This is a genomic window from Brevibacillus schisleri, from assembly GCF_055685845.1.
Genome location: NZ_JBVNDM010000001.1, coordinates 2,040,097 through 2,066,061, shown reverse-complemented (window position 1 = coordinate 2,066,061; position 25,965 = coordinate 2,040,097). Strand labels below are relative to the sequence as shown.

24 protein-coding genes and 1 other annotated feature are annotated in these 25,965 nt (G+C 48.0%); of the genes, 1 reads left to right on the top strand and 23 read right to left on the bottom strand.

Annotation, left to right across the window (positions count from 1 at the left end; all coding sequences use genetic code 11):
* Positions 1-4 precede the first annotated feature (4 nt).
* The 14 genes from ACUUHJ_RS10230 to ACUUHJ_RS10165 form a co-directional block, all read right to left on the bottom strand.
* Entirely contained in the window at positions 5-1,048 is a 1,044-nt protein-coding gene (locus ACUUHJ_RS10230) for a rod shape-determining protein (protein WP_472298843.1), read from the bottom strand.
* A gap of 108 nt (positions 1,049-1,156) precedes the next feature.
* Complete coding sequence (radC, locus tag ACUUHJ_RS10225; protein WP_012685551.1) at positions 1,157-1,855, bottom strand: RadC family protein; 699 nt, start codon at positions 1,853-1,855, stop codon at positions 1,157-1,159.
* Positions 1,856-1,956: 101 nt separating this feature from the next.
* Complete coding sequence (locus ACUUHJ_RS10220; protein ID WP_173604944.1) at positions 1,957-2,544, bottom strand: Maf family protein; 588 nt, start codon at positions 2,542-2,544, stop codon at positions 1,957-1,959.
* An 8-nt stretch (positions 2,545-2,552) separates the two neighbouring features.
* Positions 2,553-2,792, bottom strand: coding sequence for a DUF4321 domain-containing protein (locus tag ACUUHJ_RS10215; protein ID WP_026133904.1), 240 nt, complete (start codon positions 2,790-2,792; stop codon positions 2,553-2,555).
* 159 nt (positions 2,793-2,951) lie between these two features.
* Positions 2,952-4,244: a hypothetical protein gene (locus ACUUHJ_RS10210; protein ID WP_472298842.1), complete on the bottom strand. Its 1,293-nt coding sequence runs from the start codon at positions 4,242-4,244 to the stop codon at positions 2,952-2,954.
* A gap of 117 nt (positions 4,245-4,361) precedes the next feature.
* Positions 4,362-4,796, bottom strand: a complete 435-nt coding sequence (locus ACUUHJ_RS10205) for a prepilin peptidase (RefSeq protein ID WP_289677163.1) — start codon at positions 4,794-4,796, stop codon at positions 4,362-4,364.
* Between the two features lie 115 nt (positions 4,797-4,911).
* A complete protein-coding gene (locus ACUUHJ_RS10200) occupies positions 4,912-5,907 on the bottom strand; it encodes a beta-ketoacyl-ACP synthase 3 (protein ID WP_472298841.1) in 996 nt (331 codons plus the stop codon).
* 345 nt (positions 5,908-6,252) lie between these two features.
* Positions 6,253-7,542 carry an IS3 family transposase gene (locus tag ACUUHJ_RS10195; protein ID WP_289673973.1) on the bottom strand — a complete coding sequence of 430 codons (1,290 nt, stop codon included), beginning with the start codon at positions 7,540-7,542 and terminating at the stop codon, positions 6,253-6,255.
* Positions 7,543-7,813: 271 nt separating this feature from the next.
* Positions 7,814-9,196: a UDP-N-acetylmuramate--L-alanine ligase gene (gene murC / locus ACUUHJ_RS10190; RefSeq protein ID WP_472298840.1), complete on the bottom strand. Its 1,383-nt coding sequence runs from the start codon at positions 9,194-9,196 to the stop codon at positions 7,814-7,816.
* Between the two features lies 1 nt (position 9,197).
* The gene (locus tag ACUUHJ_RS10185; protein WP_472298839.1) at positions 9,198-10,571 is read right to left on the bottom strand and encodes a bifunctional folylpolyglutamate synthase/dihydrofolate synthase; all 1,374 of its coding nucleotides are present in this window, start codon (positions 10,569-10,571) and stop codon (positions 9,198-9,200) included.
* 43 nt (positions 10,572-10,614) lie between these two features.
* On the bottom strand, positions 10,615-13,287 hold the full coding sequence (locus ACUUHJ_RS10180; RefSeq protein ID WP_472298838.1) for a valine--tRNA ligase: 2,673 nt from the start codon (positions 13,285-13,287) through the stop codon (positions 10,615-10,617).
* A 57-nt stretch (positions 13,288-13,344) separates the two neighbouring features.
* Positions 13,345-13,586, bottom strand: a binding site (T-box leader).
* A gap of 58 nt (positions 13,587-13,644) precedes the next feature.
* Complete coding sequence (locus tag ACUUHJ_RS10175; RefSeq protein ID WP_007726674.1) at positions 13,645-13,971, bottom strand: STAS domain-containing protein; 327 nt, start codon at positions 13,969-13,971, stop codon at positions 13,645-13,647.
* A gap of 107 nt (positions 13,972-14,078) precedes the next feature.
* A complete protein-coding gene (locus ACUUHJ_RS10170) occupies positions 14,079-15,317 on the bottom strand; it encodes an ATP-binding protein (protein WP_472298837.1) in 1,239 nt (412 codons plus the stop codon).
* Between the two features lie 27 nt (positions 15,318-15,344).
* On the bottom strand, positions 15,345-16,547 hold the full coding sequence (locus ACUUHJ_RS10165; protein ID WP_289677157.1) for a PP2C family protein-serine/threonine phosphatase: 1,203 nt from the start codon (positions 16,545-16,547) through the stop codon (positions 15,345-15,347).
* A 250-nt stretch (positions 16,548-16,797) separates the two neighbouring features.
* Between ACUUHJ_RS10165 and ACUUHJ_RS10160 the strand changes: the two genes are divergently transcribed.
* Positions 16,798-16,980: a hypothetical protein gene (locus ACUUHJ_RS10160; protein ID WP_026133903.1), complete on the top strand. Its 183-nt coding sequence runs from the start codon at positions 16,798-16,800 to the stop codon at positions 16,978-16,980.
* A gap of 38 nt (positions 16,981-17,018) precedes the next feature.
* Here ACUUHJ_RS10160 and ACUUHJ_RS10155 read toward each other — a convergent pair whose 3' ends face one another.
* From ACUUHJ_RS10155 to ACUUHJ_RS10115, 9 genes are all read right to left on the bottom strand, one after another.
* Positions 17,019-18,014 carry a protein kinase family protein gene (locus ACUUHJ_RS10155; protein ID WP_289677156.1) on the bottom strand — a complete coding sequence of 332 codons (996 nt, stop codon included), beginning with the start codon at positions 18,012-18,014 and terminating at the stop codon, positions 17,019-17,021.
* On the bottom strand, positions 18,001-18,999 hold the full coding sequence (locus ACUUHJ_RS10150; protein WP_289677155.1) for a phosphotransferase: 999 nt from the start codon (positions 18,997-18,999) through the stop codon (positions 18,001-18,003). The genes ACUUHJ_RS10155 and ACUUHJ_RS10150 overlap by 14 nt, the downstream gene beginning before the upstream one ends.
* 14 nt (positions 19,000-19,013) lie before the next feature.
* The gene (locus ACUUHJ_RS10145) at positions 19,014-20,525 is read right to left on the bottom strand and encodes a LysM peptidoglycan-binding domain-containing protein (protein ID WP_472298836.1); all 1,512 of its coding nucleotides are present in this window, start codon (positions 20,523-20,525) and stop codon (positions 19,014-19,016) included.
* A 94-nt stretch (positions 20,526-20,619) separates the two neighbouring features.
* Entirely contained in the window at positions 20,620-22,029 is a 1,410-nt protein-coding gene (gene hemY / locus ACUUHJ_RS10140) for a protoporphyrinogen oxidase (RefSeq protein WP_289677152.1), read from the bottom strand.
* Between the two features lie 12 nt (positions 22,030-22,041).
* Complete coding sequence (hemH, locus tag ACUUHJ_RS10135) at positions 22,042-22,974, bottom strand: ferrochelatase (protein ID WP_472298835.1); 933 nt, start codon at positions 22,972-22,974, stop codon at positions 22,042-22,044.
* Between the two features lie 17 nt (positions 22,975-22,991).
* Positions 22,992-24,029: a uroporphyrinogen decarboxylase gene (gene hemE / locus ACUUHJ_RS10130; protein ID WP_012685534.1), complete on the bottom strand. Its 1,038-nt coding sequence runs from the start codon at positions 24,027-24,029 to the stop codon at positions 22,992-22,994.
* Positions 24,030-24,167: 138 nt separating this feature from the next.
* A complete protein-coding gene (locus ACUUHJ_RS10125) occupies positions 24,168-25,016 on the bottom strand; it encodes a DUF4097 family beta strand repeat-containing protein (protein ID WP_289677149.1) in 849 nt (282 codons plus the stop codon).
* 1 nt (position 25,017) lies between these two features.
* Entirely contained in the window at positions 25,018-25,569 is a 552-nt protein-coding gene (locus ACUUHJ_RS10120) for an HAAS signaling domain-containing protein (RefSeq protein WP_012685532.1), read from the bottom strand.
* The gene (locus ACUUHJ_RS10115; protein WP_012685531.1) at positions 25,556-25,885 is read right to left on the bottom strand and encodes a PadR family transcriptional regulator; all 330 of its coding nucleotides are present in this window, start codon (positions 25,883-25,885) and stop codon (positions 25,556-25,558) included. The genes ACUUHJ_RS10120 and ACUUHJ_RS10115 overlap by 14 nt, the downstream gene beginning before the upstream one ends.
* Between the last annotated feature and the right edge of the window lie 80 nt (positions 25,886-25,965).

Sequence of the window (25,965 nt, the reverse complement as noted above, 5' to 3'; positions counted from 1 at the left end):
CCGTTTATTTACCCCGTTTTAGTCGGGAAGAGGTGATGCCTTGCTTGGATTTGAACAGGTGAATGTTCTCCAATGCACGACCTGTTCCAATCGCTACGCAATCCAGTGCGTTTTCCGCGACATGCACGGGCATACCAGTTTCCTTACTTAACAGGCGATCCATGTTGCGCAAGAGCGCACCGCCGCCTGTGAGTACAATTCCACGATCCATGATGTCCGCCGCGAGCTCAGGCGGGCTTTTTTCGAGTGTTACCTTCACCGATTCCACGATAGCAGAAATGGTTTCCGCCAATGCTTCCGCAATCTCTGAGCTGCTTACCGAGAGCGTTTTTGGCAATCCGGTTACAAGGTCACGACCGCGAATGTCAACGTTTTCGACCTCATCAGGAGCAATCGCAGAGCCGATCTCCAACTTGAGTGTTTCTGCAGTCCGTTCCCCGATCATCAAGTTGTAACGGCGCTTGATGTACTGAATGATCGCCTCGTCCATCTCATCCCCGGCCACACGAATAGAGCGGGATGTCACAATCCCCCCGAGAGAAATGATTGCAACTTCTGTCGTACCGCCGCCAATGTCAACGACCATACTACCAGTCGGTTCCCACACCGGCAGGTCTGCACCGATCGCTGCTGCAAACGGCTCTTCAATCGTATATGCTTCCTTCGCCCCAGCCTGCTTCGTAGCATCTTCGACCGCGCGCTTTTCCACCGCAGTAATTCCCGAAGGTACACAGACCATTACGTTTGGACGACGTGTAAACAGCCCTTGATTTTTTTGTGCTTGATTGATGAAATAGCGCATCATTGTCGCAGTTGTATCAAAGTCAGCGATAACCCCGTCTTTCATTGGGCGAACCGCTACGATATTACCTGGCGTACGACCGATCATACTTTTCGCTGCATTCCCTACTGCTTCAATGGAATTGTTATTCGTGCGGATCGCTACAACAGAAGGCTCACGCACCACAATTCCTTTCCCCTTCACAAAAACAAGTGTATTGGCAGTGCCGAGGTCAATCCCCAAGTCACGTGTAAATCCACCAAACATAAAAAAACTCCTTCCAAATATTAATCCAAATGACAAGCATAAGAGAACCTCTTTCGAGGCCTCTTCAAGGTAGAGCGACCGCGTTTTTGGGAAAGATTTTCAAACACGCTACAAGTACCCTTGCTCTTTGAGACTAACGTACTTGCCTTCCCCGATAATAACATGATCCAACAATGAAATCCCCACCAGTTCACCAGCGTCACGCAATGTATGCGTAATCGCAATGTCTTCCCTGCTAGGTGTCGGATCACCGCTCGGATGGTTATGTAGGCATATCACCGATGCGCTGCTACGACGGATCGCTTCTTTAAAGACTTCTCTCGGGTGTACGATGGAAGCGTCCAGACTGCCTACGAAAATCGTCTGCTTGCCAATCACATGGTTCTTGGTATTCAGAAAGAGACAGACAAAATGTTCCTGTGTCAAATGAGCAAGCTCTGGCGACATCAAATCAGCTACGTCCCGTGGTAAACGGATAGAAGCCCTATACTCTCGAGGCACTCCCATCAATCTACGCCCAAGCTCAAACGCAGCATGCAATTCAATCGCTTTGACTGGACCAATTCCTTTTAGCTCTGTTAACTCAGCATGAGAGGCTTGGGCTAAACCACGCAGGTCTCCAAACCTGGCTAACAAGCGCTGAGCCAGCTGATGAGCCGTCTCTTGTTCCCTGCCTGTCCGCAGTAAAATGGCAAGAAGTTCAGTATCAGACAGATGGACCGCTCCTTCGCGAAGCAGTCGTTCACGTGGACGGTCATAGTAAGGGACGTTTTTCAACAGCATTTTGTTACAGGTATTTGTTGCCATTTTATATCCGCCTCCAGCCATATTCACATTATCGAAAACGGCTGACATGGAGATGTTCATGAGGCGTATGGCCGTCGCCGCTTGCTTCAAGCATGACAACTTTACAAAATTGGCATCCCAAAACGTGTCAAAAGAGTAGACGTCAGGCCTAACGGAAGACCAACAACAGTGAAGTAGTCTCCGTTTATTCCTTCCACGATCGTGGCTCCAATACCCTGAATGGCGTAAGAGCCCGCTTTATCCATCGGCTCACCTGTCGCGATGTACGACTTGATTTCTTGCTCTGTTAAAGCTCGAATTCTTACGTGCGTTAGACTATGTGAGACTTCAGTACGACCTGTCTCCACATCTATCAAGGCGACTCCACTATAAACGGTGTGCTCTTGCCCCTGGAGCATGGACAACATACGATATGCGTCCATTTCATCAATAGGCTTGCCCAGTATTTGGTCATCAAGAACGACTACCGTATCAGATCCTAAAACGACGCCTTCTGTCAAGCGAGAAGCCACTTCCTTGGCCTTGCGTAAAGACAATTCTTCTACTACTTCGCTCGCAGATAAATGCTCTGCGGTCGTCTCATCTACATCACTGGTGATGACGGTAAATGATAAGCCTAAAGTTTGCAGAAGCTCCCTTCGACGCGGCGAAGATGAAGCCAGAATGAGAGGAACATTTTTTTTCGTCATTTTTCAACCTACTTTATTCGTCGATGTATCCAAAACGCGAGGGCTAAGCCTCCGATACTGGCTAGATTTAGTTTTACCTGAAAGTTCAGTTCGTACTTCAAAATTTCTAAATCTGCCGCAGGCGACCAAGTAATCTCTTTACTCTTGGCCAAAAAAGGTAGCCAAGGACTTAAAATCTCCCCGATAATGCTACCAAACAAAAGTCCACTCACCAACAGAAACACGAGAGTAAGCGTTTCTTTCCCCATTTTCCCAACTCCCTTTTTATAAGGGATTCTCTTTTTGCCAAACATAAGTTTAGCAAATGGGGAGAAGCGAAACAATCCCTGATTGCTCCTGGTAATTACTGTATAGAAAGAAAAGGCCTCCTGCAAGAAAACCTTGCGGAAGACCATATAAACTTGTATTTATGTGGATGAACGCGCCTTTTGAATCCAACTCGCGTAGCTCTCGAAAAAGGCAAGGACACCTGCCTGTACTTGCCACGCATAGGATTCCGCGCTTTCCACCTTTTTGCCAGCGCTTGCTTCCGCCATTTTGTCCCTCGCTGCCAGCGCTTGATTCACCCCATTTACCATCCCATCAAGCAATGGCTTCCAGGCCTCCTTGGCTTCCATTTTACGGCTTTCCTCCAGAAATTGGCGGTGAATTTCCTTTATTTCTGCCGTTTCTTTTGCGGTTGGCGAAAGTTGACCCGTCGTAATAATAAGCCCCGATTGTGCTGAAAGTGTTTGGACAAGTTTGACTCCGTGGGTGAAAAAGGCATTCACGTTAGATTCGCCAGATGCGTTGGCGGCTTTTCCGACAGGGACAGACCCTTCAAAAGCGGGAAAGGAGAATTCTTTGACGTATATATCCATGCCTTTGTTTTTCAGGCTGGCGGCAAAGCCTAGCACAGCATCTCTTGTGGGAGCAGCGGCTGCGAACATGTACTGCTTGCTTGCGTCTTTATAAAGCAGATGAGGAATACCCGCCTTCTCCAGTGGTTCTACAGCTGTTTGCGGCGATGCATCTGGCTGGAATACTCCTGCCTGTGCAACGTACATGTTTACGGCTGGCAGTTGTAGAGCTACCGCTGTTTGACCCACTGCGTTACCATTGGTCGCCTTACCTTTCGCTTGCTGACTTTCATCTGGCAAAGCGGGACCTGTCACGTCATTTTTCCCAGCCGTTTGTTCAGTGCCTTCACCCGGCGCGGTCAGTGTCTGAACCGTTTCACTCAGAACATTTCCGTACGACTCGGAAAACTCCTTTTGGGAAAAGACCGTCAATACAAGAAATCCGAATAAGAGGCCAATGGCTACAGCCCCACCTGTTGTTAAAGTCGTGCGCCAAAAGGGCCCCTCTGGCCATAACGATGCGAGCCGACTCATCGGACGACTCCTGTATCCCTTTTCTTCGGTATCCTCGAAGGAAAAATCGGATTCGTAGGAGTCGTTTGGCGTCTGATCGAGTTCAATACTCGGCTTCGTTTCTTTCGCGGCAGCCCCTCGTAGCTGCATCATCCGTTCCCATGCTTCGTTGCCCTTCTCCTTAAACGGGTCAGTAAACGGTAAGGGGGGAGCTTGAAAACGAACGCGTGGCGTATCGTCCTTTGGCGTGCGCTTTCTACTTGCTTCCTTTGTGCTGTCGTCCCGCTTTTCATTCCAGAACCTTCCGTTCATTTTGACCGTCACACGATTTTTATTTTGTCCGCTCATACGCTTGCCCTCCTAGTCACAGGCTCTTTGTACTAGCATACGTTTTGCTCGGACGGGTTATGACTTCTATCTAGCGATTCTATCGAATTTGTTTCTACTACGATTCCACAAGCCATTTCAAGAAGCTTCACTGATAAATAAAAGGACGGCTAACCCCATCGTCACAAAAGGCGCAAACGGCACTTCGCATTTTATACTTACTTTTCGTATCAGCAACAAAACGAGAGAGACGAGCAATGCAGCCAAGCTCGCAACCGTAAGAACGACTACAAAATCGCGAATCCCGAGTCCATAGCAGACTAGAGCGAATAGCTTCACATCCCCCATCCCAAGCGCAAGAGGCTTGTAATAGCTAATCGATCCAAACACCAGTAAACAGAGAATCGCAAAGAGTCCAGCCATCAGCCATTCCATTGGCGAAGAGCGAGCGAGCTCGAGAAAAGAAATTAGTACAAACCCTGCAACTAATGCGCGATTGGGTATTCGTCTATGATGAAAATCAACCCACGAAAGGTAGAGGCAGAGTACGAATAATATCATAGCGTTCGCCATTTTTTGTTCCCCCAGTCGAAACCTGTCCTCCTTAAAGGATATCTACCATTCCTGGGACAAAAAAAACTGCCCAGAACAATTCTGGACAGCCTCTCCATTTTCGATATAGCTACTTTTACGGATTCCAAGTGAACAAAAGACCACCGTGGACGAGACCACCGCCAAACCCATACATCAGGATCGTATCCCCTGCCTTTACTTTGCCTTCCTTGATCCCCAAGGCGAGCGACAAAGGGATGGTAGCCGCTGATGTGTTCCCGTAATGAGTCAGACTGTACAATGTCTTATCGAGAGGGAACTGACTCTTCTCACAAATGGATTCGATCATGCGCAAATTGGCACTGTGCGGGATAAACCAGTCCACATCTTCGAGCGTTTTACCAGCCCGGTTCACTACCTCTAGCATCCCCTTTGGAACAGTTGTTATTGCCCACTTGTACACTTCTCTCCCGTTTTGGACCATGCATCCATTCCCGTTCAATTCTCGTCCGTCCATACGCGTAGACAAGCCCGATCGGTATACATGAATCCCTCCGTCTCCCTTTGAGCCTAAATAAGCGGACAAAAAACCAGGAGCTGTAGAATCCTGCTCAATCAGCACCGCTCCCGCTCCGTCCCCGAATAGGATGCACGTCGTACGATCCGTGTAGTCGGTTACTTTTGTTAGCGTTTCTGCACCTACCACCAACACTTTGCGATGCAACCCAGAGCTGATGAGCGCATTTGCTGTATGGAGCGCATACGTAAATCCTGCACAGGTAGCAGAGAGGTCCATTGCTCCCGCCTGCTCGACTTGAAAATGCGCTTGGATTTGACTCGCGACGCTTGGAAATGGATAGTCTGGGGTACTAGTTGCGACCAAAATCATATCGACATCGCGGACATCCTTCCCATAATTTGCAATCATATCGTGGATAGCAGCGATGGCCAGATCGCTGGTAAATTCATCTTCCTTTGCCATACGGCGCTCATGTATACCTGTTCGTTGCAAGATCCACTCATTCGATGTATCTACTAGCTTTTCCATATCTGTATTGGTAAGGACGCTACTCGGCACATACGTACCGATGGCGGTAATTCGTGATTTGAAGGGGGTTGTATTTGTCATCATCCGAACATCACCTTTCGATTTTTATGATCTGATTATAACACTAGATATTAGTATCTGGTACTAATTTTTTTAGAAAAATAAAAGTCTATGTTGAGTCGTCATAGTGGTGGAGAAGAAAAAGCACAGGTCTCTTCGACTCTGACACGCCCGCAACGGGATTCACTGGCCGTCTCCACTTAAAAAAGGAGACCGTCGAGCCAAAGCCACCCTACGGGCGGACGTTTCTCAAGGAAGAAGTGTTCGACAAGCGTGGTCTCCTTTTTTAAGTTCCGACTGGGTAGGCGTTGTCAAGGTCTGAACTACTCCCCTAGAAATAGACAGTATTTAAAAAGAGCCTGTTGCAAATTAAGCAGCAATGAGATGATTTCTGGTTTCATCAGGAGTCATCTTTTTTAATGTCCACTGATAACGCTCTGAATTGTAATAGGTTACATATTCGTTGACGCGTTGACGCAACTCTTGAAGTGAAACACAGTCCTTATATTCGAGTTCGTCTTTCATATGACCGAAGAACGATTCCATTGAAGCGTTGTCCCAGCAGTTACCTTTGCGAGACATCGACTGCTTAAAACCAGCCTCAGCAATAAGGCGCCTCGTTGTAAGATGAGTGTAGTGCATTCCTTGATCCGAATGAAAAATAGCATCAGGATGGACGTTACCGTCCAATCGTTTGATTAATAAGTCTAGTGTCCGTTTCACTAGTGATAACTCCAATGTCGAAGACAGATAGTGTGCCAAAATCTGTTTGGTCGCCCCATCTTTTACGCAAGACAAATATGCCCATTGACCAGTACCATAGCGCAAATAAGTAATGTCAGTAAGTAGAACCTTCTCGGGTATACCTTGATCAAACTGACGTTTAAGTAGGTTTGGGCATGTGCGGTGTTCCTGAGTAGCCTTGGCCATTTTTCGATACGGATTCGCTTTCCGAATAAGAGTGACTAGCTTAAACTTTTGCATAAGACGACGAATCTTTTTATGATTCATCACGACACCGTTCATTCGCTCCAATCTCATTTTAATGACCAGCACTCCTGCTCTCCCTTTTCGAGTTTCGAAATGCTCCTTGATGAGCAGGAAGTCTCGTTCGTCGGCTTCTTCTCGAATTTGTCGCTGTTCCTCAGCACTACACCAGCGATAATAGCCACTTGAGCTCACTTCAGCAATCTGGCATAGATAACGGGTTACACGCTTCAAGCCATGTTTACGAAGAACTATGCTAATAAGCTGAAAGCGCTCGGGAGACGATAACGTCTTATTGGTTTGTCTTTCGAGCGCTTCTAGCTTTTTTAAAAGTTCGTTCTCTGCTTCCAGAAGCCTAATTCGTGCTTCAGCACGTCTCAGTTTTTCTTTTGCTGATAATTCTCCCTCTGACTTTCTACCGGTGCTCCCCTTGCCTCTGCGCTCCTCAATTAATCCAGCTTCACCAAAAGTCGTACATACTTTTCTCCATCGATGTAAGCATTTTTTTGGTGTATGACGACCCATTATTTCTAAGGGGAAACCTGCCTGAAGAAATATCTCAATCGGCGTTTGTCCCTCTCGATATGCCTGTACAGCGGTAAATTTGAACATAGGAGAATACGTGATGTTTTTCCCTGTTACTCGAAGTACATTTTGATTTTTTTCTAACATATGTATCTCATGTTCCGTAAAACTTATTCTGTTTTTACTCATCTAACATATCCCCACTCATTTCTCGTTAATGATGATTAAAACACAAAAAACCGTTAGACGGTCACTTTTTTCAAAGTGTCCATCTAACGGGTAGTAGTTCAGGTCTACGAGCCCTGTGCTTTTTCTTCTCACTAGCTTTGTGGGTAGCTCGATACTTTTTAAATATAGGTAGATCAAAATAAAAAGACTTGAAACCCGTAGGTTCCAAGTCTTTATACGTCTCTATCCGTTATTTCTCAAGCTTTTCTGCTAGCCAATATGCAGATTTCCAAATGTCTCCTGCGCCCATTGTCAACACGAGGTCGCCCTCTTGCAATCCTTTGAAGACATGCTCCTGCATTTGTTCCTTTGTAGGAATGTACTGCGCACGCGGGTGGCTGTTGGTGCGGATTTTTTGAACCAACACCTCGGAGGTAACTCCTTCGATTTTTTCTTCGCCCGCTGGAGAGTAGATGTCCGTAATGATCACTTCGTCTGCTTCTGCAAAGGCACGACTGAATTCATCCATAAGGAAATACGTGCGTGTGTAGCGTTGTGGCTGAAACACAGCGATTACACGTCTGCCCGATGCCCTTGCCCCGCTAAGTGTCGCGATAATTTCTGTCGGATGATGCGCGTAGTCGTCTACGATCAGGACGCCTCGTGCATCCCCGATGATTTGAAATCTGCGCTTGGCACCGCTAAAGGTAGACAGCGCCTGTGCAATTTTATCAAAGGAAAGGCCAATATCCAGACATACAATGATCGCGGCTAGTGCATTTGCAATATTATGCTTGCCTGGGACTACGAGGCACAATTCACCCAACCGCTCATCTTTGTGATAAATCTGGCACGTGCTGCAACGATCTCCACATTCAATCGAAGTGGCAGAAAACTGTGCTTGTGCCACAAAGTTCGGATCAACTGCATACGTCACGACCGTTTTTTCGACCGACGGCATGACTTCGCGCACATGTGAATCATCGATACACAGGATCGCTTTTCCATCCGGTTTGAGATGGCTCAAGAACTGGACATACGCCTGTTTCAAATTGTTGAAGTCGCCATCGAAATGCTCCAGATGATCTGGTTCGATGCTCGTCACAATTTCATACATCGGCCTGTATTCCAAAAAGGAACCGTCGCTCTCATCTGCTTCGGCAATGACATAATCACTGGTACCTGCCTTTGCGTTGGTACCAGCACTCATCAATTCACCGCCAATGATGAAAGTCGGGTCTACACCGCACCCTTCCAGCACGTGAGAGATCATCGATGTCGTGGTCGTCTTGCCGTGTGCTCCGGCTACTGCTACTCCTGTACGTTCATTCAATATGCGAGCAAGCATTTGGGAACGGTGCATGACCGGAATTCCTAGTGCTTGGCCTGCAATCACCTCAGGATTGTCTTTAGAAATACTGGTGGAGTATACGATGCTGTCTGCTCCCTCCACGTGGGCAGCATTATGACCAATATGAATGACCGCCCCTCTTGCTTCCAGCTTTTTCGCCAAATCGTTCATGGCGACATCGGAGCCGGTTACCTTGTATCCAAGGTCGATCAAGACGCGGGCAATGGCACTCATGCCATAACCGCCGATGCCCACAAAGTGGACGTGTTGGGCCTGATCCACCCTATTCACCTGCCTCTTCTACTATAGTGGGAAAGAATGCGCGTACTTGGGCGATGAAGTAGAGCGAACCGCAGACGACCAGCCAGTCATCCGCCTTCGCTAATTGCTTCTCCCGCATCCAAGAAAGGAGAAACGCCCGCCAGTCTGGGACTGCATCGAGAAACTCTTGCTCCCAGCCCCCGGCTAAAAACGACTCTTGTAAGCTATTGGCTTCGGCTGCACGCGGGAAGTCAAAGGTTGTCACATGCAGCTTTTTGATTTTTGACTTAACTGGTGCGAGCGACTCTGCCATTTTGGCGAGCGGCTTATCTGCCAATCCAGAAAAGAGCAAATGCAACTGTACTCCGTCCGGCAACAACCGATCCAGACTGCTTACAAGCGCCTCCATTCCTTCCTGATTGTGTGCCCCATCCAAGATAACCATTGGTCTTGGAGAGATGACTTCTAGACGACCAGGCCAACGCGTTTGTTGCAAACCACGAGATATTTCTTCTTCCTCCAGCAAGAAAGAGAAGTAATTTCGCAGGACATCGATAGTCATTAAAGCAACGGCTGCATTGGTTGTTTGGTGAATGCCATTCATGGTAAGACGGTAGGATGCTTCCGCACGACGGTGAATGCTTTTGTAACGAAACTGTTGATCACCCAGCTGCTCCTCTACCTGCTCTGCCCAGAAATGTTCACCTATATGATATAGCGTACTCTTCATTTGTCTCGCGCGCTCCTCAAAAACCGCGAGAAGTTCCGGCCTAACCTCACCTGTGACTACAGGAACACCCGGCTTGATAATCCCCGCTTTTTCCCGGGCAATATCTTCCAAGCTTTCTCCCAGCACTTGTGTATGGTCCATGCCGATATTCGTGATGACTGAAACAAGCGGAAGGACGACGTTCGTCGAATCCAATCGCCCGCCTAGTCCTGTTTCCCAAACGACTACCGCTGGTCTCGCCACTCTTGAAAAATAAAGAATGGCGATCAGCGTAATCACTTCAAATTCGGTAGGGGAACCATACTCTGTTTCTTGTTCGCATCGTTGCACCCACACCTTGACTTCATTCACCAGCTGCAATAGATCTTCTTCCGCGATCATGCTGCCGTTGTAACGGATGCGTTCACGGAAATCCACCAAATAGGGGGAGGTAAATGTACCTACACTATATCCGGCTTCCATCAGCATTTGCGTCAGGAATGCGCAGGTTGAACCTTTTCCATTGGTGCCAGCCACATGAATAAACGGGATTCTCCGCTCAGGATGTCCTACCTGCTCCAAAACCCAGTGCATTCTCTCAAGCCCCGGCCGTTGACCGAACCTGAGCAGTCCATGCAGCCAGTCGAGCGCTTGGGTGTATTCTACAAACCCTTCTTCTGCATGCATACCACAATGCTCCATTCTCAAAAATATGCGATGGTATGGCGGATCATTCGCCCTTCAATTCAGCAAGTCGTGCAATCACCTTATCCCGCTTATCCATGTAGTCTGCCATCTTCGCTTTTTCCTCTTCGACTACTTTTTCAGGTGCCTTGGCCATAAATCCAGCATTGTTAAGCTTTTTCTCAATGCGCTCCACTTCGCCGTTGAGGGTCGCCACTTCTTTTTCCAGGCGCTTCAGCTCTTGCTCGATATCGATCAAGCCCGCCAGTGGAAGGAACAGTTCTGCTCCCGTGATCACGGAAGACATCGCTTTATCAGGCGTAGCCAGATCCAGGCTGATTTCCAGACGCTCAGGGTTGCAGAAACGAGTGAGATACTGCTCACCGCGTGTCAGTCGCTCAGCGGACAGTGCATCGCTTGGCTTGATCAAGAGCTCAATTTTCTTGGACATCGGTACGTTTACTTCAGCACGGATGTTGCGTACGCTGCGGATGATATCCATCAACTGGTTCATTTCGCTTTCTGCTTCAGCAAACATCCATTGCTCGTTAACGGTTGGCCAAGGTGCTACTGTGATGCTCTCGCCTTGGTGCGGCAATGCCTGCCAAATTTCTTCCGTGATGAACGGCATGAACGGATGCAACAGCTTAAGCGTTTGATCCAGAACCGTTACCAGAACGGATTGGGTGGTTTTCTTCGCCGCTTCATCGGTACCGTACAATGGCAGCTTCGCCATCTCGATATACCAGTCACACAGGTCATCCCAAATGAAGTTGTAAAGCACACGGCCAGATTCACCGAATTCAAATGCATCAGACAGACGGGTTACATCTGCAATTGTTGCTTGCAGGCGGGAGAGAATCCATTTGTCTGGTGTAGACAGCTCACCGCTCAAATCGATTTCCTCGTATTTAAAGTTAGTCAGGTTCATCAAGGCAAAACGGGACGCGTTCCAAATCTTGTTTGCGAAGTTGCGGTTTGCCTCCACCTTTTCCCAATAGAAGCGTTGGTCATTCCCTGGAGAGTTCCCGGTCGCCAGTGTGTATCGCAGCGCGTCCGCTCCGTACTTCTCGATTACTTCCATCGGATCGACACCGTTGCCGAGTGATTTGGACATTTTGCGGCCTTCGGAGTCGCGAATAATGCCATGGATCAAAACGGATTCAAACGGACTTTTCCCGGTAAATTCAAGACCTGAGAACATCATACGAGCTACCCAGAAAAAGATGATATCGTAGCCTGTTACCAGGACATTCGTTGGATAGAAGTACTTCATGTCCTCGGATTCTTCTGGCCAGCCCAGCGTCGAGAACGGCCACAGACCAGAGGAGAACCATGTATCGAGAACGTCGTTGTCCTGCTCCAGCTTGTGGCTGTGGCAGCTTGGGCACTCAGTCACATCCGCGCGAGATACAATCGTTTCGTTACAATCTCCGCAATACCATGCAGGAATTCGGTGACCCCACCAAAGCTGACGTGAGATGCACCAGTCGCGGATGTTTTCAATCCAACGCAGGTAGTTCGTCTTGAAGCGCTCTGGGACAAACTTCACACTCTCTGGGCTATTTGCATTAGCCAGTGCTTCGTCAGCCAATGGCTGCATTTTTACGAACCATTGGGTAGAAAGGTATGGTTCTACGACTGCATCGCTGCGCTCACTATGTCCAACCTGATGAATATGTTCCTCAACCTTGAACATAACGCCTTGCTCCGTCAAGTCTTTGATGATTTGCTTACGGCATGCAAAGCGATCCAAGCCTTTGTAGATACCGGCCAGTTCGTTCATCGTGCCTGTCTCATCCATGACAACGATTTGTGGCAACTGATGACGAAGACCCAATTCAAAGTCATTCGGATCGTGTGCTGGCGTAATTTTTACAGCGCCAGACCCAAACTCAGGATCAACGTAATCATCGGCTACGATTGGAATTTCGCGTCCAACGATTGGCAAAATCACGGTTTTCCCGATCATGTCCTTGTAACGCTCATCTTCCGGATGTACCGCTACAGCCGTATCACCTAGCATCGTTTCAGGACGGGTTGTAGCTACTTCGATATAACCAGTGCCATCCGCCAATGGGTAACGCATGTGATGCAGCGCACCTTTTACTTCCTTATAGATTACTTCAATATCGGACAAAGCCGTGCGAGCAGCAGGGTCCCAGTTAATGATGCGATTGCCGCGATAGATCAAGCCTTTTTCGTACAAGCGAACAAATACTTCGCGTACAGCTTGGGACAAGCCCTCATCCATGGTAAAACGCTCGCGGGAGTAATCCAGAGCAAGACCGAGTTTTTCCCACTGCTCACGAATATGAGAAGCGTAAATGTGCTTCCACTCCCATACCTTTTCCACGAATTTTTCGCGGCCCAGGTCATGACGAGAGATGCCTTCTTCTCGCAAGGTAGCCTCTACCCGCGCTTGGGTTGCGATACCGGCGTGGTCCATACCTGGCAAGAACAAGGCGCTGTAGCCTTGCATACGCTTGGTACGCGTAATGATATCTTGCAAAGTCGTATCTAGAGCGTGGCCCAAATGCAATTTACCAGTAACGTTCGGCGGTGGAATAACAATCGTAAACGGACGTTTATTCGGGTCACGTTCTGCCTTGAAAAATTGTTTTTCAATCCAATACGGATACCATTTGTTCTCTGCTGCTTTTGGATCATAGTTTTTCGGCAGCAATTGGTCGATGTCGGTTGTTGGCTGTGTAGACATGTACGACTCCTCCTATTAGCATGGCTTGCTTTGCAAAAAATAAAAAAACCCTTCATCGCAAAGGACGAAAGGATTATTTTCGCGGTACCACCTTTGTTAACACACGATAAACGTCATGCTTATGGCGTGTTCACTCTGACAAGATAACGGTTGCGAACCGGTCTCGGCTAGGCACATGCTTTCACCGAAAAAACTCCTGGGCGACCTTCAGCCATTCATGACCTTAGAGAATCTCGCAGCTACTGATTCTCCTCTCTGCCAAGGCGTCCTGACTTACTCTTCCCACTCATCGTTCATATCATATGTAGTTGTCTTATTGTTAGCTTTCACTATTATATACAATCACGCTGTTTGGCGTCAAACCCGGGTTTCGCCCACTTTTCCAACTGCAATGCCCAGTGCTTCGGTAAAACCGAGAACGCCCAAAATATCGAGAATTTCTTCTCGGACATTGACGATTTCTACCTGCTTGCCCATGGCCAACAGTTCTTTCGTGGTAAAAAACAGGCTTCCAATACCGGAAGAATCTACAAAGGAGACACCTTGAAAATCGACGGTAACGGATTGATTTCGCCCTCCATACTGCTGGAGCAATTCACCCACTCGATCTCCTACAGCCATGTCCAACTCTCCGACGAAAAACAATGTAGCTTGTCCGTTCGCCTCTGTTGCGCGGTAGTCCATGCTCAAACTCCTCTCAATAGGTATCGGTACACCCAATCTGCTCGTCCTTTTACTATATTACCCATTTTCATTCACTTGCAAACATTTGGCTTTTTGGAAATCATTACTTAACGCGAAAGGATACATTCTAAAATAAGCTTTGTACCCGCCAGCGAGCTACTCAAATATACACGATCACAGTATTGCAGGATCACGTGAAATCCGGCCCCAAGCGAGTGGCGTGTAGAAAATCCTTGCTGTAAGGTAGCACGCGGAATATCCTCGAGCAAAATTCCTTGGCCTTCATCATGGATCACAGCCCGGCACATCTGCCTGTCGTTCGACAAGTATAACGTGACCACGCCGCCATTTCCGTGCTTCAACGTATTCGAAGCAGCTTCGTTGACCGCAACGAGAAACTGCAGTAATCGTTTATCAGAAATGCCTTGTGGTTCCAAAGCCTCCTTGAACAATTTACGCAGTTCTGCAAGCTGCTCCGGTAAACGGATATCGATCGCCAAGAGCTTATGCCCTTCCCGAAGCAAGAAAAATAATTCTTCATCACTTAGCAACAACAGCTTACCTTCCGTGACCACACCCAGAATATCTCTGTAGATCTCCCATTCCCGTCTTTTGCGTTTTCGTTCTTCTGCAATGACGGCGGTGACATCAATCAAGGCGATTCCACAGGTCCGATCTGGCAATACAGATGTGTATAAATCAAACACCTTTGTACCATCCGAGGTGACAATTTGCTCCCTCACAGGTCCGCCCGTTCCAGCGGCCTCTTCGACCAGTCGTTGCATTTCTCGCTCTACTTCCGCACTTGCACGAGCGTCACCCAGCGGACGCACTTCCCCTTCATCGTAAAGATAGAGAAAAATGGTCTCGATCTGACGCAATATCGATAGCTTTTGAATCTCTTGTTTGATTAATCGCCCCCGCTCGTCGTCTCGATCCTTCCAATGTAACAAGACGTCTGTAGGGTCCAATTCGCCACTCATGTGCCACGTGTGAAATTCTTCCAGAAGCAATCGCTCCAGGACATCTTCCCGTCGCAAAACCTTTTCGATATCGATAATGTGGTAAGGATCACCTGCTATACCACGCAATCCGCTACCGATAATTCGGAAATCATAGGCGAGCTCTATTTCTATGCGTCCGTGCAAATCATGATCAGAACTGCTTAACCCAATGGTCGTCCGACTCACTGCTACCAGCTTCGCCTGGAACGCTTCCATCGTTGCTAGGTTCGTCACCTTAACAGTGCGGGGCGGAACGACTTTATTCGCTGCACCGCCAGAACGTAGCGCGACAAGGCAATTATCACAAGTGGGATTGTCCGGACAACGCTCACACAAAATCACAGTTCATCCTCCTATTCACTGACGCAACTACACGAGGGCTATACTCTCTTCAGGCTCAAATTGAAGAATCAACACAGAAATATCATCCGTTTGTTGTCGCTGCTGTGTTATCTCCATTAAGTAGGACTCAACTCGATCCATCGACTCCTGCTTACTGTCACTAGGCATATGTAATAAGGAGGTTAGTTCTTCTAGCCAATGCCTATTTCCTCGAAACACATCTTTTCTCCCTGTATCGATCAAACCATCTGTATAGAGTAATAGCATACCCTCTTCTTCTAAGGGTACCTCCTCCATTTGGTACGTGCTATCGGGCGAAAGCCCTAGGCCTACCCCACCCTTGCAGGCTAATACGGTTGGACTCGATTTGGACAAATAAAAAGGCTGTGGATGTCCTGCCCTGCTAAATCGAATTTTGTGTTCTACCTCATCATAGACAGCAACCAGCATCGTAATGTAAGACCGGGTTTTCACCAAATCTGCATAAAGCAACTGATTGAGTTTTTCCAAAATCTCATCCGGCAAATAGCTGGACTGCAACACCTGCCGTACAGCAATCCTAATCCCCGTTGCCCAAATACTGGCCAAAAAACCGTGACCAGACACATCCGCAATGATAAAACAGGTGTAGCGATCATTAATTTGTCGATAATCGATGTAATCTCCGCCGACATAATCGACTGGTACGTAAACCGTTCTTGTTCGCAAACTGGTCAACTGCAATTCTTCTGTGGGAATAAGCATCGACTGCATGCGTCTAGCCAGCTTCCTCTCCATCTCAATTTCTCGCTGTCCTGTTGACTGGTCCTGTTGACATCTGAGAATCAACGCCCGGATGTTTACGAGGAGCAGCCCATAAAAAGATTTCTCCAGTTCCTTTAGCTCACGGTCGTTGACATTACTCTGCGCGAACAAACGGACATAACGCGGTGTTTGAGCGGTATCACACTGTTCCGAGACAACAATGCGCTCCTCTACTTCGCGCTGCACTTTTGCGCTCTCTTTGTTGCCACGCTCGATTCGAAAATAGACAACACCTAAAGCCGATTCAAACGAGATCGACAGGAAGCACGGCTTGTCCATTTTCACGAACCACGTATCGACTAACTCTTCTATAAATGGCATAAGACTCTCGTAATTGACCTGGCGCGTGCTTTGCTCATTGCTGGTCATCACCAGATACTCATAATTCTGTTTTAATTCCATTAGTTTGACCAATTGATGATTCATCCCCGGGCCACTCCCATACACACTTTAGCATAATTCTTTCTTTCGGGAATTGGGCAAAGGGTTTTGGCAATTTTCAAAAACATTATGATCACCTTTATTCGTTTCGTCCTAGCCTTCCTGCCCTACACCTTCCCTTTTCAGGCGCCATTCAAACCACTATCTACTTTCCACGAAAATGTTTTAGGCGTTTGTTCAAGGTTGTAGACACTGTCCAAAGTTAACACGCATATGCTGGAATGAGGTGATTGTGATGAATTTTCGTTGGAAGTATAACCCCACGTATTTACGGATCAAATACGGATGCAAACAGGTGCTCTTTCCGCTGTTGGTTTTTCAGTTTGTCCGAACCGTTGTGTTTCCTACCTCTTTTGATGTCATCCTTCTTGGTTTGCTGGCCATGCTCTATGTTGCCATCTCTCTTGAATGGTTATAAAAAGAAAAACAACGCCCCACGCGGTGAGACGTTGCTCATTAAAAGGCTTGCTGGACCCAACGATGCAGGCGCATCAGGCGGTCCATATCTTTTTCAAAACGTTGGACAGCGTAAAGCTCGCTCCACTCGCGGGGATGATGATAGTAAATATCCAGGTCCCTCATGATCCTCTCCGGATAGGACAGAAACGAAGCCATCAGTTCAATTTCTTCCGGTTGCAGCGGAAATATCTCGGCGTAGCGATGGAATAGTTGAGAAGCCCCAACCTCATCCCCCGCCATTTGAAAATAAGTACGATAAAATAGCGTCAAGTCGCGTACTGGTGTATCAAAACTGGCACGATCAAAATTAAGCAGCCGTCCTTTTCCCGATCGATCTGGCACAACATGCTCTGGATTCGGGTTACCATGGATCAACGATAAGCGAAAATGAGCATGTGTCTCATGACGTTCTTTCCAATCGGTCAATAAGTCTGTCGCTGTTTGGGCCATTTCCTCAATAAACTCCTTATTTGCCAAAAACACTAAATCAAAAGGGGAAGGGTATTTGCGTTCCTGCGCAAGAGTTGCCGCCTTATTCATTTGCTCTTGCCAATATTGCCAGCGGTTTAGCAAGGAGTCGACAAGCGGCTCTACCTGTCTCGGATCATCGTAGCGATAGTTTTGTGTCAAATGATGAAGCTCCGCCAAACGTTCCAAGGCGGGGGGCGCCCAAGACAAGGGTTGCTCGGCCCATTCCTCACTCCCTGGCTGCCAGGGGGTTACATAATAGGCAGTGCTACCCTGTTGAACAAAAGGATCATCGTATTTCGTATACGTAAATGGAACAGCCCCATCCCATCCGCGGTGCTGCAATTGGCGCAGCATATCGCTGACGAAAACAAGACGTTGCGCGGGTACTTGCGCTCGTTTGCATACGAAGGAGCCGTAGGGAGTCGTCGCCTTAAATACATTTGGCTCCTTTAAAACGTCAATGCTCTGGGCATACATGTCATACTCTTTAAACAAAGGAGCAATGTCATCATACCGACTCATAGACTCCCTCCCTCCTCGAACGCTCGGCCCGCTCAGCAATATGTCGAAGTAGCAAATCAACAGATTGTTGGCTCTGCAAGGCGTGCTCAATACCAGCGATCGACGCTTCTTGATTCAGCGATACACGTTTCACGTAAGATTCGATACTCCTGTACACTTCACGGGGACGAGCCATAAAGGCGAGTATCAACGAATAGTTTCCATAGGTGAGTGGCTTGATTTCTTCATAGCCGTCAAAAAAAGCGTCTATCTGCTTCAAATCCTTATGGGTTAAAAAATGATCGCGCAAAAAGGTGGCAACGTCGCGTTGCTGTACTGAAATGACCGGCCTGAAAAAGCCTCTCAAGTACAGCTTCCCGTTTATCAATCCCCAGTTGTTACGCAAAAGGTCTCGATGGGATACAGCGACTGCCTCCGTGGTAATTCTCTCATGGGCAAGCATCGTAGCGGAACGGTCCATTCTTTGCAGTATAGGGGTCATGAGTTCCGATACCCAACGATTTTCCTTAGAATTCCTCTCATATTTGGCTCGAAATGATTCGACCAGCTCTTTGGCACGTCTTCCTTTTTCTTCTACTTGCTGCTTTTCCTGCTTGAGCAAATCACTTCCGGACAGTAAAGGACTCTCCTGCTGAGACTGATGCATCATCGCGATCACCCGTCCGCATTGCCTCACAGTGTCCTGGCCGGGCTGATAGTCTTCGATTTGTCTGTGGTGGTCCGTCATAGTAACGCCGCGTTTACCCAAAATCAAAAATGGCTTGGTGTCTCTCGTCCGAATAAACCGCTCCACTTCTCGAAACCCCTGACGAGCCAGTCGTTCGCGCCAGGCAAACGACCAGCGCATCACATCTACACGCGGCCAAACGTGGAGTTCTTTGGGGCCCCGGTTTGTCTCCAATAAATAGCAATCATCAAGGGGCGTAATTCGGATTACGCGGGCCCGATATTGCTGGCAAACCTCGGAGAGATCAATTTTATCCACGGTCCCCCACTCCTCTATTGTGGGATGTACAGAATCTGCCCTGCTACGAGCTGCTCAGAAGTTAATCGGTTTACTTCCACGATTTTGGAAACTGGCAAGGAGTATCGCTGTGAAATATGCTCTAACGTCTCATCGCGCTGAATAATGCACATTTTCAGCTGACTGGAGCGCTCTTCTTTTTTCCGGACAAACGATGTGAGATTTTGCATGGCCTCCACCGTAGAAGGGCTGGCATTCGCCGCAGACCCATATCGTGAAGAGCTAGATGAAGATTCCGCCTCCTGCGCCATCGCTTCCTGCCTGGCACGACTCGCTTGAGAGAAAATGGAAGTAATGTTCACGCTACTTTTTTCTTCCTTGGAGGGTTTCCCTGAAATCGCCACTCGTACTTCTACATCTTCCGCGGCAGCCTCTGGTTCTGCTACGACTGCTTCTGCAACGACTGGTTCTGCTTCTTGCTCAGGTTCTGGCTCAGATTCTGGCTCAGATACTACACTAGCTTCCACCGCTTCTTGCACAGCTTCCTGTGACTCCGCTTCGACTGATGAGCCAGTAGGTTCATTAGAAACTGGTTGGTATCCGATTGCTTCTTGATCGTGTAGAGCCAGTATTGGCTCCTCATGTCCTTGTTCTTTTTCGGCTATTTCTCTCATCTGTTCTTGCTCATCTGCCAATACCGGCTGCCCGGAATAGGAGTCAGAAGAATCATACGAAGCAGTTTGTTGGGAATCGAAGTCATACGAAATCGGAGCAGTCTCCCAAGATTCTGGTGGATCGGGCTGAGCCACTTCCAGTACATCCCCATATTGCTCGTAGTATTCATCTTCATTGGATTGAGCAATAGCCGGGGTATCGAACAAGGAAGGAGATTCGGTTGATTCATAGGATGCTGGCAATGCCTGCCGCTCCAATTCCTCCTCCAGCGCACTCAGCTTTTGATCAATGTCATCGAGGGACGTCTGCTCCGTATATTCCTGCCCATCATCCCCAGCTGCGAAAGTGTATTCCCATGCTCCTTCGTCTGGACCGGCAGCCTGCGTTTCGATCTGCTCTGCTTGTTCATTTCGATTCCCAAGGACTATCCCTAAAATCTTCAGATCGGCATCGATTAGCATTTGATGGGGTGATTCCAGTTTGTAGTCAAAGCTGTCCACAATCGCGTAGATGTCTCCGATCTCCGTAATCCGATCCAATGGAATGGTGATATTCAACGGAATGCGATGACCGATCTGTTCCTCCCAGCCATAGAAGGCTTGATCCGATACTTCCTGGCGAAAGGGAGTAAAAGTCATGGCCTCAACCAGCGATTCTCCTTCGCCGCCTGTCGCTTCTGCGGCTTCCCTGATTGGCTCGTACTTCCCTACTAATTGCAAGCAACCCGTGATCGAGATGTAGGAATCGTTTTCCAGCACCTCCACATCTGGAACCAATTCCAGCTCTTGCAATTCACCTATTCCAGCTCTATCGGATGAGAGGAAAATGGTCTCCTTGATGGCAAAAGAGAGTTGCCCATCCTGTAATGCCATTCGTGCTCCTCCTTTCAAGTGCAGGACATTTCCCTATACTATATGGACAGGACGAGCCGTTTAGCACCGAAAAAAAAGGAAAAACCGGGGTTATCTATCTCCCCGGTTTTACTGACGCTATCCATTCTGCTATTGCTTTTTTCCCCTGATCAATACAATCTGGTACACCTACGCCACTGTACGACGCACCTGCCACGATAACACCAGGGAGTTTTTCTTTTAATTGATTGTTCACATTCTGCACCCAAGCCTGATGTCCCACAACATATGGAATGGCATTTTGCAAGCGAGATACGTTATAAAAATCCGGCTCTGCTCGAATCGTCATGATCTTGCGCAGATCGCGGAGGACAACCTCCAGAATTTCCTCGTCCGTCTGCTCCATGAAGGATTGCTCTCCTGCTCTCCCTACAAAACTACGCAGCAAGGCTTTGTTTTTCGGCGTCGTATGGGGCCATTTGCGATGCGCCCACGTACACGCCGTAATTTTTGCGCCAGAATTCCGCGGTACAATAAATCCTGTCCCTTCCATCCCTAAATCAATGGCTGACTCTGGAAACGCCATCGCGATGGTTGCCACCATATGCGGCTTCGCTTGTGGAAGGGGAGGAACTTGTACATAAGGACGGAACAATGGCTCTGCCATAGCATGTGGTACGGTAAACAGCACCGTATCCGTCTCAAGCGTTTCTCCATTTTTCAATACCAAGGTGTACTTCCCGTCTGGCCGTTTCACCAGTTCTTTGACACCAGTATTCTTCGAGATGACTTCTTCAGGCAAGCTCTTCTCGATTGCCTCAACAAAAGACTGCAAGCCGTTTTTCAACGTCAGGAAGATGCCTTTTGGCTTTCCCTGCGTTTTTGATTGCGGGCGCGAATGCTTCATCGCTACAATCAAGCTGCGATGCTGCTCTTCCATTTTAGCGAATTGAGGAAAACTCGCAAGCAAGCTGAGATTGTCGAGATCCCCGGAGTAGACACCGGACAATAAGGGCGCTATAAGATTATCAATAACTTCATTACCTAGCCTACGCCGAAAAAAGTCACCCACAGAGATATCGCCGTCTCCTTTTGAGGCAGGAAGAACGAGATCCAAAGCAGCTCGAAGCTTGCCCGGCCAAGTAATGAGATCGGTCGTGACAAAAGGCATGACCTTTGTCGGTACACCCATGACCGCTCCTTCTGGTATAGCCTTTAGGCGATCCTGATGCCAAATATAAGCTTGGCCTGTACTGTTGCGAACGAGATCATCCCCAAGCCCCAAGTCTACAGCCAGCTCAGCCGCGCTTGTTTTCCGCTCGAGAAACGAATCGGGACCTTGCTCAATGACAAATCCTTCGTGACGCCATGTCTTGATTTTCCCACCAAGTCGTCCCTGCTCTTCAAGCAGTCGAAAACGGATGGGCAAGCCTTTTGCTTCGATTTCCTTTTGTAAGTAAAAAGCAGCGGCCAACCCTGTTATGCCGCCGCCTATAATTGTAATATGATAGGTATTATCGCTCATATGATCGATCCCCTAATTCGCCAGCTTCTTTCCGACTGCATCAGCCAGACAGGAAATGAACGGAGGTCTGGCGTTAGGCATCGCTGGACGATAGTAATGTACCCCTAGCTCATCTGTAACCGCTTTACATTCCACATCATTATCAAACAGAACTTCCAAATGCTCCGCAACAAATCCGACCGGACAGTAAACAAATGCTTGGTAGCCTTTTGCTTCGTACAGCTCTCTGGTCAAATCCTGTACATCTGGTCCCAACCACGGATCAGGTGTATTTCCTGCGCTTTGCCATCCGATTGCATAGGAAGTGACCCCTGCTTGCTCGGCAATGAGCTTTGCTGTCTCTTCCAGTTGCATTGGGTACGGATCACCTGACTTCAAGATTTTTTCCGGCAGGCTGTGAGCGGAGAAGATCACGATGGCTTGTCCACGCTCTTCATCCGTCATCGCGGCAAACGTCGCTTGAATAGCGTCTGCCCAATATCCGATGAATCCTGGTTCCAGATACCAGCTCTCAATGCTGTGGATGACAGGTCCGCCAATTGCAGCGGAATGCTCTTGTGCTCGTCCATTGTATTCTTTGACGCTGTAGCTGGAATAATGAGGCGCCAGAACAAGACTGATCGCTTCCGTAATTCCATCGCGTTTCATTTGCTCTACTGCGTCTTCGACAAATGGAGCGATATGCTTCAAGCCAAGGTACCCTACAAATTCACGATCTGGGTTGCGTTTGTTCATTTCCTGCTCGAGCGCGCGCACTTGCTCATCCGTAATGTCTGCAAATCGATTCAATCCATCTACAGCCTCGTAACGCGCCATCAAATCATCGAGCAGTTCTTGTGGTGGCTTACGACCACGGCGAATGTGCGTATAGTATGGTTCAATCTGTTCAGGACTGCGTGGCGTTCCATACGCCATTAACAAGAGTCCGATCTTCTGCTTTGACATGTAAGCGCCCCTCCTGATTAGATGTCCCTTTTGTAACGATGGATGAACTTCGTGAGTTGTTGCAGCGTTTCTACTTTAGCGTCTGGGAATACACCGTGTCCCAGATTGAAAATGAAGCCTGGCTGTTTTGTGCCCTCATCCAAAATTTCCTTCGCCTTTGCTTCGAGCTTTTCCCACGGGGCCAGTAGCAGCGTTGGGTCCAAATTGCCTTGCAGCGTCTTCGTCACACCCATTTCACGAGCAGTTGTAATCGAAGTACGCCAGTCCAGACCAACCACATCAACAGGCAAGCGGTTCCAATCCATCAAAAGATGACCAGCGCCGATACCAAAATAGATCGTTGGCACACCAGTATCTTTTAGTGCGTTGAAGATACGGGTCATGACTGGTGTAATGTACTCGCGGTAATCTTCGTCATTCAATGCACCGACCCACGAATCAAATACTTGAACAGCTTGCGCACCTGCTTTAATTTGCGCTTTAAGGTAGGTAATCGTCATATCGCCCAGTTTTTCCATCAGCGCCTGCCAAGCAACTGGCTCGGTATACATGAATGCTTTTGTCTTATGATAGTGCTTGGAAGGGCCGCCTTCGATCAAATAGCTAGCCAGTGTAAATGGTGCTCCTGCGAAACCGATTAATGGAACAGATAATTGCTGACGCAAGATCTTAATGGATTCAAGTATGTACGGCACATGTGTTTCCGGATCGAGCTCAAGCAGACGCTCAACATCCTTCAAGGATTCGATTGGGTTTGCGATTACAGGACCAATCCCCGATTCGATATTCACATCTACGCCAATCGGTTTTAGTGGCGTCATGATGTCTGCAAACAAGATTGCAGCGTCAACACCCAGTTGCTCAACGGGCAGACGTGTCACTTCCGCACAAACTTCCGGTATGTAATTCATTTCAAAAAAGCTATGCTTCGCGCGGATGGCGCGGTATTCTGGCTGATAACGCCCCGCCTGACGCATGTACCAAACCGGAACATGCTCTGTCGCTTCACCGCGACATGCTTTCAAAAACGTATCGTTAAAAGTTTTTGCGGTCATGAATAAACCTCGCTTTGCACAATTATGTTTCCTTCAATATGATACCATTCGTCATTCGACAAGGAATGTCTCTTTTGTGTCAAAATCTTTTCGTTTCTTCCGTTTCCAATCCTATCCATCAGTGTTTCCAAACTTCTCCTATTGAATGCGAACATCCCCAGTAGAACTTCGTACAGTCACTTTGGGTCCACCTGCTCCAATCGATGCCTTCACTCTGTATTCCTCGTCTTTTTCATAGGTAAGGTTCGACCAGGTGGTTTCGATGGAACCTGTATCTGTCGTCACATCTAGCTGTGCTGCAGTAGGCTCCTTGGCTACCGTCACTCGAATATCCCCCGTATCCGTTCGGATGGAAACGTCATGGGTCAGCTCTGGCATTGTCAGTTTATCAATCTCGCCAGTAGAGCTTACAATGGCAACGGCCGAGCGAACATTCGCTAAATTGATATCTCCTGTAGCTGTCTGGACATCAAGCGCTTCTCCTTCATAACCCGACACGTTCACATCTCCATTGGCGGTGGATATTTTCGTGTTCTTTGCATGCAGCATTCCACTCTTGATATCCCCTGTCATCGTTTCAAGCTGGACGTTTTCATACACCTTTTCCGGCAGGAAGAGCTCCAGCTTTACCTTCCCATTGCGAGGATAAAACATATTCACGTGAGGGCGTTCACGCAGTTCTACGAGCAGCGTACCATCTGGTGAGATTACACTCCGAAACTCTAATCGCTCCTGTTGTTGTTCAGATACTTCCCCGACCATCCGTACGCTCGCTTTTGGTTGCTTGCTTGCCAAGATTTCCACATCAGATGCTTCCGTCCGCACCTCAATCGCTTTGACCTCTTGTTCGATCACGCGCTCTTCATTCACTTGTTTTAACGAAAAGGAGAAATTTTCTTGCTTCGTAAAGAGCCAGATGATTCCACATACACCGATAATGAATAAAAGAAGACTTATGCCAAAGAGTCTTTTCCCTAAATTTCGCATCTTATTTCCCCCTGATCATCTTCACGTTGAACTGGAGATAACGCAAAAACTGGCGATACAGCCATTTTGTCAATCGCAGCAAGCCGATGGCAAGCATACCGCCCAAGCCTACGGAAACCATGCTGGAGAACAACAAGAAAAGTCGCTCTTGAGAGGGAGCAGGAATCCCGTAATCCAGGAAGATTCCGACTGGCGCGACCAATAGTGCCGCAGTCATCGCATACAACCCCATCAGTATACCGATCAGGCCTAGAAATGGCCCCAAAACAAAGACGAGATTGAAAAAACCCAAGCTGATCGTCGCGACAATCGCTCTCGTCATATTCCCTACCGATGCGGTGGACTGAGCTTGATCAATTCGGTAGCCAGCCAAAAGCTCGCGTGCCACTAGCTTCGGACTTCCCAATCCTTCCGCTATCTCGTGCTCCGTCTTCCCTTGATTCATACCCGAGAGAAAATGCTCTGTATAATCGGCAAGGATGTCTAAGCGTTCTTTATCGGGCAAAGCGCTAAGTAATGCATTTAACTCATCCATAAACTCACGCCTTGTCATATCCGAGTCCCTCCTCTATGATCTCATTTACCCCGCGGTTAAATATTCGCCACTCCAAGATAAGATCATTCATGTATTGACGTCCGCGATTTGTCAGCTGGTAATATTTCCGTGGGGGTCCCTCTTGTGATTCCGCCAAATAGGTCGTAAAAAATCCTTCCTGGGTCAATCGGCGAAGCAAGGGGTAAACCGTTCCTTCAGAGATATGGAATTTTTCAGAGATGCTCGCAACTAATTCGTATCCGTATCTGTCCTGCTTAGCTGTCAAGACGAGAACACACAGCTCCAGAACCCCTTTTTTAAACTGTACGTTCATCAACATCACCCATGTAAAAGCTTACCAAATGGCTACTCTATATTGCAAGGTACTTCATAATAAAAGATGGACAGGGAGGT

Excerpts from the sequence above, each read along its gene's own strand:
- ACUUHJ_RS10220 (WP_173604944.1), bottom strand. The coding sequence starts at position 2,544 with ATGACGAAAAAAAATGTTCCTCTCATTCTGGCTTCATCTTCGCCGCGT.
- ACUUHJ_RS10155 (WP_289677156.1), bottom strand. The coding sequence starts at position 18,014 with ATGAGTCGGTATGATGACATTGCTCCTTTGTTTAAAGAGTATGACATG.
- ACUUHJ_RS10210 (WP_472298842.1), bottom strand. The coding sequence starts at position 4,244 with ATGAGCGGACAAAATAAAAATCGTGTGACGGTCAAAATGAACGGAAGG.
- ACUUHJ_RS10205 (WP_289677163.1), bottom strand. The coding sequence starts at position 4,796 with ATGGCGAACGCTATGATATTATTCGTACTCTGCCTCTACCTTTCGTGG.
- ACUUHJ_RS10160 (WP_026133903.1), top strand. The coding sequence starts at position 16,798 with ATGAATTTTCGTTGGAAGTATAACCCCACGTATTTACGGATCAAATAC.
- ACUUHJ_RS10165 (WP_289677157.1), bottom strand. The coding sequence starts at position 16,547 with ATGAATCATCAATTGGTCAAACTAATGGAATTAAAACAGAATTATGAG.
- ACUUHJ_RS10200 (WP_472298841.1), bottom strand. The coding sequence starts at position 5,907 with ATGATGACAAATACAACCCCCTTCAAATCACGAATTACCGCCATCGGT.
- hemE (WP_012685534.1), bottom strand. The coding sequence starts at position 24,029 with ATGACCGCAAAAACTTTTAACGATACGTTTTTGAAAGCATGTCGCGGT.
- ACUUHJ_RS10185 (WP_472298839.1), bottom strand. The coding sequence starts at position 10,571 with ATGCATGCAGAAGAAGGGTTTGTAGAATACACCCAAGCGCTCGACTGG.
- ACUUHJ_RS10125 (WP_289677149.1), bottom strand. The coding sequence starts at position 25,016 with ATGCGAAATTTAGGGAAAAGACTCTTTGGCATAAGTCTTCTTTTATTC.
- ACUUHJ_RS10180 (WP_472298838.1), bottom strand. The coding sequence starts at position 13,287 with ATGTCTACACAGCCAACAACCGACATCGACCAATTGCTGCCGAAAAAC.
- ACUUHJ_RS10115 (WP_012685531.1), bottom strand. The coding sequence starts at position 25,885 with ATGAACGTACAGTTTAAAAAAGGGGTTCTGGAGCTGTGTGTTCTCGTC.
- ACUUHJ_RS10215 (WP_026133904.1), bottom strand. The coding sequence starts at position 2,792 with ATGGGGAAAGAAACGCTTACTCTCGTGTTTCTGTTGGTGAGTGGACTT.
- ACUUHJ_RS10120 (WP_012685532.1), bottom strand. The coding sequence starts at position 25,569 with ATGACAAGGCGTGAGTTTATGGATGAGTTAAATGCATTACTTAGCGCT.
- hemH (WP_472298835.1), bottom strand. The coding sequence starts at position 22,974 with ATGTCAAAGCAGAAGATCGGACTCTTGTTAATGGCGTATGGAACGCCA.
- ACUUHJ_RS10145 (WP_472298836.1), bottom strand. The coding sequence starts at position 20,525 with ATGGCATTACAGGATGGGCAACTCTCTTTTGCCATCAAGGAGACCATT.
- radC (WP_012685551.1), bottom strand. The coding sequence starts at position 1,855 with ATGGCAACAAATACCTGTAACAAAATGCTGTTGAAAAACGTCCCTTAC.
- hemY (WP_289677152.1), bottom strand. The coding sequence starts at position 22,029 with ATGAGCGATAATACCTATCATATTACAATTATAGGCGGCGGCATAACA.
- ACUUHJ_RS10195 (WP_289673973.1), bottom strand. The coding sequence starts at position 7,542 with ATGTTAGAAAAAAATCAAAATGTACTTCGAGTAACAGGGAAAAACATC.
- ACUUHJ_RS10175 (WP_007726674.1), bottom strand. The coding sequence starts at position 13,971 with ATGGACTACCGCGCAACAGAGGCGAACGGACAAGCTACATTGTTTTTC.
- ACUUHJ_RS10230 (WP_472298843.1), bottom strand. The coding sequence starts at position 1,048 with ATGTTTGGTGGATTTACACGTGACTTGGGGATTGACCTCGGCACTGCC.